Source organism: Lysinibacillus sp. EB271-A1-10B (assembly GCF_058791335.1).
Map to the genome: position 1 here is coordinate 21,410 of NZ_JBYTDL010000037.1, position 11,328 is coordinate 32,737.

9 protein-coding genes are annotated in these 11,328 nt (G+C 33.7%); 6 read left to right on the forward strand and 3 right to left on the reverse strand.

The genetic code is table 11. From position 1 onward, the window contains the following. Window positions 1–79 precede the first annotated feature (79 nt). The 4 genes from gmtY (at window position 80) to AC3WSK_RS25210 (ending at window position 6,757) form a co-directional block, all read left to right on the forward strand. Entirely contained in the window at window positions 80–1,567 is a 1,488-nt protein-coding gene (gene gmtY / locus AC3WSK_RS25195; RefSeq protein WP_492414340.1) for a gamma-mobile-trio recombinase GmtY, read from the forward strand. Then, window positions 1,568–4,285: a gamma-mobile-trio integrase GmtZ gene (gene gmtZ / locus AC3WSK_RS25200; protein ID WP_492414341.1), complete on the forward strand. Its 2,718-nt coding sequence runs from the start codon at window positions 1,568–1,570 to the stop codon at window positions 4,283–4,285. Between the two features lie 45 nt (window positions 4,286–4,330). Beyond that, on the forward strand, window positions 4,331–4,978 hold the full coding sequence (gene gmtX / locus AC3WSK_RS25205) for a gamma-mobile-trio protein GmtX (RefSeq protein WP_400940163.1): 648 nt from the start codon (window positions 4,331–4,333) through the stop codon (window positions 4,976–4,978). 351 nt (window positions 4,979–5,329) lie between these two features. Then, window positions 5,330–6,757 carry a serine hydrolase domain-containing protein gene (locus AC3WSK_RS25210; protein ID WP_328200671.1) on the forward strand — a complete coding sequence of 476 codons (1,428 nt, stop codon included), beginning with the start codon at window positions 5,330–5,332 and terminating at the stop codon, window positions 6,755–6,757. Window positions 6,758–7,529: 772 nt separating this feature from the next. On the opposite strand, the gene AC3WSK_RS25215 is transcribed toward AC3WSK_RS25210, so the two are convergent. Further along, window positions 7,530–7,754 (reverse strand): hypothetical protein, encoded by a 225-nt coding sequence (locus tag AC3WSK_RS25215; protein ID WP_492414342.1) that lies wholly within the window; start codon window positions 7,752–7,754, stop codon window positions 7,530–7,532. Between the two features lie 495 nt (window positions 7,755–8,249). Beyond that, the gene (locus AC3WSK_RS25220; protein WP_492414343.1) at window positions 8,250–8,456 is read right to left on the reverse strand and encodes a transcription initiation factor TFIIIB; all 207 of its coding nucleotides are present in this window, start codon (window positions 8,454–8,456) and stop codon (window positions 8,250–8,252) included. 227 nt (window positions 8,457–8,683) lie between these two features. Here AC3WSK_RS25220 and AC3WSK_RS25225 point away from each other — a divergent pair, with 227 nt between their 5' ends. Then, complete coding sequence (locus AC3WSK_RS25225; RefSeq protein WP_492414344.1) at window positions 8,684–9,064, forward strand: DUF7668 domain-containing protein; 381 nt, start codon at window positions 8,684–8,686, stop codon at window positions 9,062–9,064. A gap of 219 nt (window positions 9,065–9,283) precedes the next feature. Further along, complete coding sequence (locus AC3WSK_RS25230) at window positions 9,284–9,592, forward strand: hypothetical protein (RefSeq protein WP_492414345.1); 309 nt, start codon at window positions 9,284–9,286, stop codon at window positions 9,590–9,592. A 907-nt stretch (window positions 9,593–10,499) separates the two neighbouring features. Here AC3WSK_RS25230 and AC3WSK_RS25235 read toward each other — a convergent pair. Next, the gene (locus AC3WSK_RS25235; RefSeq protein ID WP_492414346.1) at window positions 10,500–10,868 is read right to left on the reverse strand and encodes a hypothetical protein; all 369 of its coding nucleotides are present in this window, start codon (window positions 10,866–10,868) and stop codon (window positions 10,500–10,502) included. Window positions 10,869–11,328: the final 460 nt, after the last annotated feature.

Here is an 11,328-nt window from a genome sequence, read left to right on the forward strand (position 1 = left end):
TTTTTATTGCAGTTATATATAAATATCTATGGTATTATAAGTAATATTATAATCAAAATATTAGTATGGGAGGATATATATGGGGTGTGTTCAGGTGTCTTCAAAAACATATAGGGATAATACAGGCAGGAGCATAAACTTTCCTACTCTTCTAGTTGAGTATAATGGAAAGACAATGTTTTTTGAGCAATTACACAGATATCAAATAAAGAATCATAGTAAAAGCAGAAGTTGGCATAAGAAGTTAGTACAAGCTGTTGGACTATTGCTTGATTATATGGAAGCTAATCAGGATTATTATACTTCCCCAAAAGAATTCTTTGATACATTTACGGAGTCTGTTTATTCAGGAACAATAAATGAAGAAGGGTTAGACCCATCGGGACTTTATTGGTTACCAAAAAGAGTTAAAACAGCGAATATGCTTTTATCTGCCTTAAATGGTTTTTCAGATTGGTTATATGAAGAATATGGAGCTGTTCAATTAAATCCTTGGAGAAAAGCCACAAGATATGAAGAACGACTTAACTGGATGGCACAGATAAACAAAAGTCACAACTCATTTCTAGGGCATTTAAATGATGTTCATAAAATCGCTGAAACTGCAAAATTAGCTCGTAATACTGTTAGAAGAAGAAGTCCATACTCACCAAAAGGAGATACAAAAGCCTTCCCCGAATATAAAACAAATGACCTCCTATGGGAAGGGTTTAAAAATACAAGAAAGAACTATGAATTAGACCTTGTTGACCGTTATAACTGGCGTGATATTGCCATTACTATCCTGATGCACGGCGGTGGACTTAGACATAGTGAAGTATTTCATCTATGGGTACAGGACGTCTTCCCTGATCCTGAAGACTCTAATCTTGCTGTGGTACGAATCTATCATCCAAGCGAAGGAAGACCTCCACAGGATTTCAAGAATCCTACTACTGGTAAATATATTACAGACAGAGAAAGCTATCTGCTATTAAAATATGGTTTACTCCCACGCAACATGTATTCTGGTCAGGACAAACGATTTGCAGGGTGGAAAGAGCCAAGGCTTGATAATGATAAAGATAAATATATGCAGATTTACTGGTTTTCAAAGGAATGGGGATACATTTTTATGTATGTATGGAAAATGTATATGGCAAAAAGGTTAAGAGATGGCATTAAGGATACTCACCCATTTGCCTTTGTCTCGCATTCTCCTAAAACACTAGGAGAAATGATGCCACTTAGGACTCAGAGGGAGTCTCACGAAAAAGCAGTTGAAAAGATTGATTTGACAGTCGGAAAAAAAGATGGAACTACTCCACACGGACATAGACACGCATATGGTCAAAGACTTAAAAATGCCAAAATACCTGAACGCATCATACAAATTGCTATGCACCATAAATCTATAGATTCTCAGAAAGTATACACAGAGCCAACAGTTGCAGATGTTACAACTTCACTAAATAATGCCACTGCTTCTTTGGATAATGGTTGTGTACTTCCAATGCAGACTGAAATTGATGAATGGATGAATAAAGAAACTAAACAGCAGAACAGATACAGATATAGGAGAAAATAAATGGGAAGAATAAGCTATGAGAATGATTTTAAGTATAAAATGATTGAAGAACTTTGCAACGGTAAATCAGCAAAGGATATTCAGCGAGAATATGGTGTTAAAAATTCTACTGTTATTATATGGCTCCGAGATTTCATTAAAAACGGAGCTTTTGGTGATAATACATTATCGCCAAAAGAAAATCTGATGCTTGAACAGTTAAAGGAAAAAGCTATAAAAAGAGAAATTGAATTAAGGCAACAAGGAACGTCTACTAGTGAAGATTTCGAATGGCTTTTAGAATATGATTCTAATTTACAGCAATGGAATGAATATGCCACGGAATGGATAAAAACAGTTGTAAGAAGCAAATCCGTAACACTTTCAGCTCTATCAAGCAGCTTCTTTAAAAAATATGTTATTCCCTATAACATCACTAGGTCTGTACAGGAGTTCATTTCAAAAGAATATGACACCCCAGATTTTTACGAGATTATTTTTGCAGAAAGAAAATCACGATCCTACGCTTTAGCAGAAGCAAAAAAGATTGTTGAATTTGTTGACTGGATTATTGAGGAAAAGTTTTCAGTTGAAGATGATTTAGGAAACAAACTTATTCCAGCAGAATTTAAAAATCCTCTAACAAAATACTTACCAGACTATGTAAAATCATCGCAACGTAATGAATCTGATAAGAATGTTCTGCCTTATAGGTACATAAAAGACCTTCGTAATATACTCTGCCCTCCAAATGCAACCTGTTTTAAAGACTTGAAATTTGCACAAAGTGTAGGTGATTCAAATACAGGCGGTGATTGGTTCATTGTTGATGAGTCTGTTATTGATAAAAATGACCCAGACTGTGTTTACAAATTCAGAAAAACTTCCAAGTATGAACAGAGAAAAAAGGGACTTTCTGAAGAAGTATATGAGATGTGGTTTCCGGGGACTACTGTGTCGCTTTTGACAAAGCTCCTTCTACCTTTAAGAACTTATCAGGTGCGTATGCTTGACAGTGGAGAAATGGATACTTATAAGTATGTGCAGTCTATTCGAAATGTGGCTGGAGAGTGGATCAAGAATGATTCACATTTAAGTCAGGGTACAGAAAAAAATCCTTTCGAAAGAGGTGTTCTTCGTAAATTCAAAGACAAAACAACGCAGCTTGAAATGTCAGGATTTTTTATCAACACGAATAAAACAGCAGACATCAACAAAGAGGAATCCGATAAAGGTTATGACATTCCTTGGCAGTACGAAGAAGCACAATACTGGCTTGCAAAGCTTAGGGATTGGCAGATGAAGTACAATTCTATTTCTCAACCTGCAAAATGGGCAGAAATGACAAGAAATCACATAGGACATATAAAAGATGTGAGGATTTTAAAACAAATGGGGGAAAACACATTTCTTTTCAGAGATCCTACTTCAATTGGACAGGAACACTTACCAATAGCAGCACACGGATTGGAATATTTTTGGTATAAGACACTTAAACAGCTTGAGTTTCAACTTAAAGAAAATAGATTATTAGAAGAAGAAAGAACATTAAAATTTGTGCGTCCAGACCGTGAACCAACCACTTATTATCCCCTGCATTCGCTCAGAGTATCACTTATAACTGCCTATGCTCTTGAAGGTGGCGTTCCAATGCCTATTCTTTCAAAGGCTATTGCAGGTCATGCAAGACTCATTATGACGCTTTACTATACAAAAGCAGGTATTTCATACGTTACAGATACAATGAATCAGGCTGAAAAGAGCATTCTTGAAAATGATAAACAAGCAGTTGATAGATTTATTAGAGATGCAAAGTATAAACAGTTAGAAACAAGTGTAGCTGCTAATGATCCAATAGCATATCAGGCAGTAATCAACGCTCAAAAATCAGGTGCAAGTTTTATTATAAGTGATAAAGGAATTTGTCCTAAAGGCTGTTTTGGATGTGATTCAGGTGGTACATATGTTAACGATGATACGGATAAAGTCACTTATGGTGTTGTTCCGGGTTTTCCAGAGCAAAACTGTGTCAGATGTAGATGGTTCGTAACTAGTCCTGCTTTTCTTCCTGGCTTAGTGCATCATTTTAATACCATAGGCTACAATATGAGCGAAACAGGAAAACGAGTGAATAAACATCAGCGTGATATAGAACTTTTAGAAAATGAAAAATATGAATGTGAACTTAATGGAACCCTATTTACAAAACATCAAGAATTGCTTAAATATGAGCAATTCTATGCACAGGAGATACAGAAGAACGATAAGCTAGCAAACGATTATAATGCCACTCTTCGTCTTATTGATAAGTGTATGAAGTTAATCAAAGAAAAATCATCTGAGAATGGATTTCAGCTTGTTACCGTCGGTTCTATATCGGATGTTGGGATTTCTATTAATAACGTTGAAAATGAACTTGAACAGCTTCAAATCATCTGTAATGGGGCGGAACTGTTTCCTGAAACAGATGCAAGCAAGGTAGTTTTGCAAAGATCTCAAATCATAGATTTAACATTAAAAAATAACAATAAAATGCCCGTTATGTTCTCATTAACAGAAGAAGAACAGCTCATTGCAGGAAATCAATTTATGAGGCTTTTGATTAATCGTGCAGGTAGTTTAAAAGATGCTATTCCTTATGCAATCGGGCGGAAGAAACTTGAAGAAATCGGGTTTGAGAATGAGTTTGTTGATGAACTTAAATCTGTGACTTTAAACAGTAATTTATTACCAATATAGATAGTTCTACTATTGATTAAGAATAATCTAAGCATTGGAGGATATATGATGGAAATGCAACCAGATGAACTGTTCTCAAAGCTTTACGAGAACGCTTCTACAAGGAAAAAGAAAACATTAGAACTCATACATAACGCCTGTAAAAAACAGTCCGAGTTTGACATAAAAGATTTTTCTATTGGCACTATAGCTAGACTGATAGCAGATGATGGCGGTCCAAGTGAACAGGCACTTAGAAACAAAAATGCCGAGGATTACAGAGTTTTGATAAGCCAGTGGGCTGAATACTATAAAACTACCACTAAAAAGCCTAAAAAAGAAAAGAGAACAACCGTAAACGATGATATCTTAGCAAGTATCTCCGAACCAACAACAAAGGCATTGGTTGGTATGCTTATGGCAGAGAATAAAAAGCTCAAAAGAGAAAACTCTTTGCTTAAAGAACAAACAACCTTTACGATTGATATGCGTCCTATAAACGATCTAAGCAAAAATAAGGATGTCGTTATAGTCGAGCCTTCTTATAATCTGACAGATACCGAAATAGATGCTCTTAGAAATGCCATATCAAACGAATTTATGAGCCATCAGGGATGGACTACCGATAATTATGGCAGAGTTAAAGAAGACGGGATTCAGATATATAAGGCTGGATATGTAACTGCCATACAAAAAATTCTTAATGGAATATAAAAGTAGCTTTAAAATAAAGTTTGAACAAAAACACCTCTTAAATCCTTACACTAAGATTAATAAGAAGCATCATTTTGAAAAAAGATTAATCAAAATGGATGCTTCTTTAGCATTTTTTAGTTTGCCTATTATAAAAAAGTTTGATCATTTTCTACAGCGGTACTTCATAATCGCGCCCGATTGTTGAAGATCGTTTTTCTTATTGAACTAACGCTCTATTCGTTAAGTGTAACTCTTCACAATTACTTGATATTATATAGGTGAATAGAAAGATAAATTAAAATTAGTTTAGTAGTTGTAAAAGTAGGTTATTTATATTATTCTCTTATAATTTTTCGAAAAGGAGAGTTTATGAAAAAGATTATTGTTTTTGTATTAACGATATTTATATTATTCTCAGGATTCGCAACACAAAGTTATGCGTTGTCAGATTCGAAATCTGCGGCAATACAAGCGTTGCTAGATGATGCCTCTCGTATATCAGGTGTGCCGGGAATGTCAATCTCAATACTTGCTGATGATGAAGTGTTCTACTTTTCTTCAGGGTATGCAGACCGTGAAAAGGGGTTGTCTGCAAGTGAAAATACACTCTATGAGTTAGCTTCGGTCAGTAAAGCTTTTACCGGTATGGGTATTATGCTGTTGGAAGAACAAGGGCTGCTCTCAATGACTGACCCTGTCCAAAAATATTTACCTTGGTTTACGTTAAAGTATCAAGGGAAACCTGTTGATATGCAAAGCCTTACACTAAATAACTTTCTTCACCATACCAGTGGTCTAACAAATATTAGGCATACTCAAAATATTCCACAAGGCAATACACCGGATATGTTGCAAAAGACTGTGGAAATGCTCGTAGATGCTGAATTGGCGTTCCCTCCCGGTGAACAGTATAACTATGGAACCGTTAATTATGACGTATTGGGTTTGGTTATTGAGATTGTGTCGCGACAAAGCTATGAAGACTTTATGAGGGAACAGGTATTTCAGCCGTTAGGTCTTCACCAGACGTATGCTTATAAAGAAGATGCTCAAGCCACTGGACAGTTGGCACAGGGCTACCGTACTTCCTTTTTTATGACAACTCCATTTAAAGCTCCGGATTATGCGGGGAATAAACCCGCAGGCTACATCATTTCTAATACAAAAGATATGGCGCGTTGGATGGGTATACAGATGGGTATTGTGCAGGACATACCCGAAATATTTCACACGGTTATCGAAAAATCACATAGGGGTGATATGTCTGTTTCGGCTGTCAACGATATGCATTATGCGGCAGGCTGGTCGGTAAACGCCGACCAAACGATTATAGAACACACTGGGGGCAATCCAAATTTCAGAACCGAAGTAGCCATACTGCTAAATGAACGAACAGCCGTCTGCTTGCTGAGCAACGGTGCAAATACCAATATAAACCTGGTACTAAAAGTTAAAGATATATTAGACGGCAATCTAACTCAGTCATATGAAATAAGCGGCACACAGCTTTTGGATATCACTTTGTCGTCTATCACAATTATTCTTTGCCTATTGGCCGTTTTGTTATTTCTCTTAGGATTACGCAGAAGGAAAACGAATGAGCGGCAGCCAATGACAAAAAAGAGAATAATCGTAACAATTATTTTCCTGATCGCTACGATTGCCCTGGGTATACTGTGCTGTGCTTTAGATTGGTCAACGATACTTATTTGGCGAACATATAGTGTTCTTACAGCTTTGATTTCGTCAGCATTATTAACAGCAAGCATTACATGGTTTGTATACACTCACCGATAAAATACCTTGCTCCCAAGATAAGCAAAATGTTAAGTAATTAAATTTCAATTTATCGGTATGCTTAATTTGAAAAACATAAGACACTTCGGTGTCTTTTTTAATATCATCGACAATTTTCCCAGCCAAACCTAATTACTATTACTTCCACTAACTTGTTCGTTCGGAATAAGGATTTTTAAACAACTATATTATTTTTTAAATGACTTTATTGTAAATTAAACAACAATATTATTTTTGCACAAGCATCATTAGGTAACATTTCTTAAAAAGACTGTTATTCAACAATCTGGCCCGATTGTGGAATAAGAAAATTATCTATCTTTATTAAAAGACCACAATAAAAAATACATCCATTATCTCAATAAAGATTTAATGGATGTATTTTTATATACAAATAAAAAGTTTTATTATATATAATCAAACTCAAATCCTCTAAATATAAGGTCTAGTTTTATTTTATTATACTATTTACCCTATATTATTAAAAATTGAATTCGGCTTTTTTATATTAAATTTTCATAACGTTGAAAATCCGTATTTTCCTGATGCTCCCCCTATTTGAAGTCATATTCCTTCTTCCACTAACCTGTCGCCGTAAGTTCAATAAAAAAAGAGCTGCATATGGAACTCAATGATCATCAAGAAAAGGGCCTCATTAGTTGAAGAAGGTCCTAAAGATTTTCATCTATTTAGATAACATGGTCTATAATACCTTGGTTATAAATATTCAATATTGTAGCAAGATCAATTGTTATGTTCTCTATCCTTTCAATTATTTTTTCTTCTGCTTTGTAATTTGCATACCGCCGATAATAAGCATGATAACCCCAATTACTGCCAGAATAATCTGAACTAAGAATGGACTCAATGAAAACACTGTTTCACCTTGCAAGTGCAAGCTGAATAACCTTTCATTCAGCCCCACAATCGCCATAAATGGCTTAAGAAACAAACTTAGCGCTAATAATACTATCCCAAAAATAATATTGCTATTCATTTATTCAAAACCTCTTTTCCAATTAAGATAAATGAAAATTAGTACACAATAAACGATCTATCATTGCCTTTCTAGAATTTTATTCGATATTGTCAATGTTTGCTTGATAATATCCACAACAAGTCAAAAATTCGCTGTAATAAAAAAATGTCCACCATTTACCGTATGAAAAGTAGCTCCCCCACCTGTATAATATCTCCAGTCGCACATGTCATACATTATAGTACTGTAGTCGTTGCGACCATTAATGAATGTAATATCACAAGCGAACTTCTAATGCATAATTTAGGCAATAGCTTAAATTATTGTTTTCTGAGCCTCTCCGCAAATTCTATGCAAATTACCTACTATTCCTTAAAGAAAATAGCTATCTTCTTCATCATTAACTCATTAGTGGCAGAAATAATCTTAGAATCTGCTATTCTCATCTCTGCCCCGTTAGCACAAGAAGCGACTGTTCTAATTGAACAATCGCACCCGTTACTTGAAGAATATCTAAAATGTCCCCTTAAATTTCTCTGGTTTTTCTACATAACTTTCAATTATTAGTCCACATTCAGTACAAATAATATATTCAACATCATACCCAAAGCTTAACTTATTAGATGGATACATAACTGAATAACTACTATGTTGATGACCTTTCCCCAATTCTTTTCCACCACATTTAGGGCATTCTGTTATTTTCGTAGTATGTTTCATTTGTAAACCTCCACTTTGGTTTAATATAAATATTATTACGATGTTCCTTATGTAATTATGAATGAACAATTATTTGCTTTCATCTTGTTCAACTAAACTGCTTCGTTCGTATAAGAAGCGATTGCTCTAATTGAACAATCGCCCCTGTTAGTTTAAGTGAATTTTCTCAAAACTGTATGATATCATACAGTTGAATAGAAAGACAAATTAGAATTTGGAGGTTCAATATGAAAAGTGAAGATAAACAATATGCTTTAACTGTTATTACTAATTTATTAAAAGTAATGCACAGTAAAGAATATGAAAACATTTTAAATTATGTGGATGAATCTGAAGCGGATGATATTGGTGAGTTATTCTATTATGTCCAAGAAACATTAAACTTAAATGGATTTGATTCATTTGATGAATATGGCGCTCCATGTAATTTCCACCCAAAATACGAATATTCACAAATCAACTTCTATGAATTCAATGATAACAGTGGATTTGCTGTTGACTATGATTTAACTTCAAATTCAAAATTGGTAGATATGTGTTTACAAATGGAGTTTTTATATACGGATGACGGATTAAAAAGTGTTTTTATCGCAGTTGACCCACAGTAAAACAATAAATCGAAATAATCGCTAGAATATAGATGATGAATTTAAGCAATTATTTAAAAAATAGTATGACTCATCTTACTTCAAGTTTATTAGTAGAGATGGGATATTCAAATTCAATATATGAGCTTATCAAAGATTCAGAAGTTCGACTTTTGGTTGAATTTGCGAATAAAATCAAGAATTAACAAGTTATAAATCTAAATATTAAAAGGAGAACATATGGAAGTATACATTATTAATTTGAATATTCATTATTCTGCCCCACGAGAAGTTTGGAATAAGTTGGAGCGTTTATATAGAGAAATGCCTAACTGGAACAACTTTGTAAACGGCTGTCCACAATGGTATGGTTCAGACGGTAAATTGATAGAAGGTAGTATTGAATCGAGTGGATTACAATTCTATGCTAAATTACCATCAAAAGATTGGAATGAATGGATTACATTATTTAAGAATAGATCTACAAAATTATTGGGATATGAAGTTGGCGAACCAGAAGAGGGTTTTGAATTTCACTATTATGATTAACCATACATATTCCAAGTTGTCCATAAGCTTAATTTGAAAATACATAAGACACTTCGGTGTCTATTTTATATCATCGACAATTCATTCTTCCAGTCACACTTAATTCAACTAACCTCCTCCGTTAGCTTAATAAGGGGTACACCAAGGGTACCGACAGAAAAATGCGGATTATATTCATTATCGGGGTCATAATCTTAAAAATGGTTTAAATTTAGTAGTTGACCTAGTAATTGGGTTTGTATATTCTATCTGTCTCTGTGTCTATAACAAAATCAACTTCAATTTCGCTATCATAAGGAATAAGTTCAAAATTATGAAGCCTACAAAACAAATTAGACAAGTCCCTTATTTCATAAGTTAATTCTTTTGCTAGCAGATACTTGTAATTTAATTGATGTTTAGAACACTTTTTACCTGTAACCAATGCTTGATGAAAATAACCATCTATTTCAATAATCAACACTCAATACTTCTGTTTGCTAAACAGAAAATATAGCTTTAATTTCATCTAATTATAACAGATATTCTTGTTAAACTGATCTGCCCCGTAGTTGAAGAAGAAAAAAATGAGATCTCTGTGGAATCCCATCTTGAAGTAAAGCACTCCGTTCGTACAATAATGGGTCTCGTCAGATTTATTCGAATTTACAACGATAAGACTTCAATTTTTATACACGATTTTATTCATTAAAGACGATGGTGCAACATTACTTCAAATGCTTCAAAACCTTTGCTATGACTGACTTTTAACAAAAGTGCATAAAAAAACGCATAAACAATATTAATAAGAAAAGCCAAGAACGTTGATTTAACAACATTCGTGGCTTTTTGGTGTATTTCCAATCTTGCATTTTGGAACGTTTATTTAACTGGTCGTGTATTATCTTCTTCTTTTTCAAGGAACCTATTACTCACCATTATAAGAGTCTATAAGCTTTCTTGTCTTAAAGTCGTAAATTTTATAACCTATTTCCCACATATGGTCTTTAGACACTGTAATTTCACAGTAATATGGGGATGCTTTTCCATAAGCATCAAGTTCCGGCATCTCAACAAATGAAAATTCTTCATCTGTATCAATCATATTAAACCACCAATCAGTATAACGACCATCTTGACGTATTTCTAAAGTACATTGTCCGTTAATAACCTCAAAGTCTTTTGTAACTATAAATTTCAAACTAGGTATAGTTACCCATAACATTAAGAGTCCTATTATTAAGGCTCCGAGCATTTTAATTGTCTGCCCAAATTCCATTTTTCTTTTTACAGACATTATCATAAAAAAAATCAAAGCAACTAGAATAAAAAATATACCTATACCTAATCCTACATAATAAACAAAAATAATAATCCCCGTCCTGCAATAATTAGTTACTATGCTTACGCAAATTCAATTATAAAAGTTTCAAAAATATTAAGATAACCTTACCAAAATCATATTTTGAACGTTTATTAGATTTGTTTTATATGCTTTATAAATTGTTATTGCACTAAAGCATTCATTCGTTGAACAAAACAATTTTAAGCTTAATTCTTTATATTAGTAAAAAACATTACCAAAACGTCGTTTGGTAACATTTCATAAAAGGTTGTTATTCAATAATATGGCCGATTGTTGAACAATAAGCTAAACAACACTCTTCAACTAACCTGCTGCGTTCGTATTATAAGGTCAGCCAGATATTTCTGGTTGATCATTTTTTATATGGTTTTATTATAAGCAGTAGCCAGGG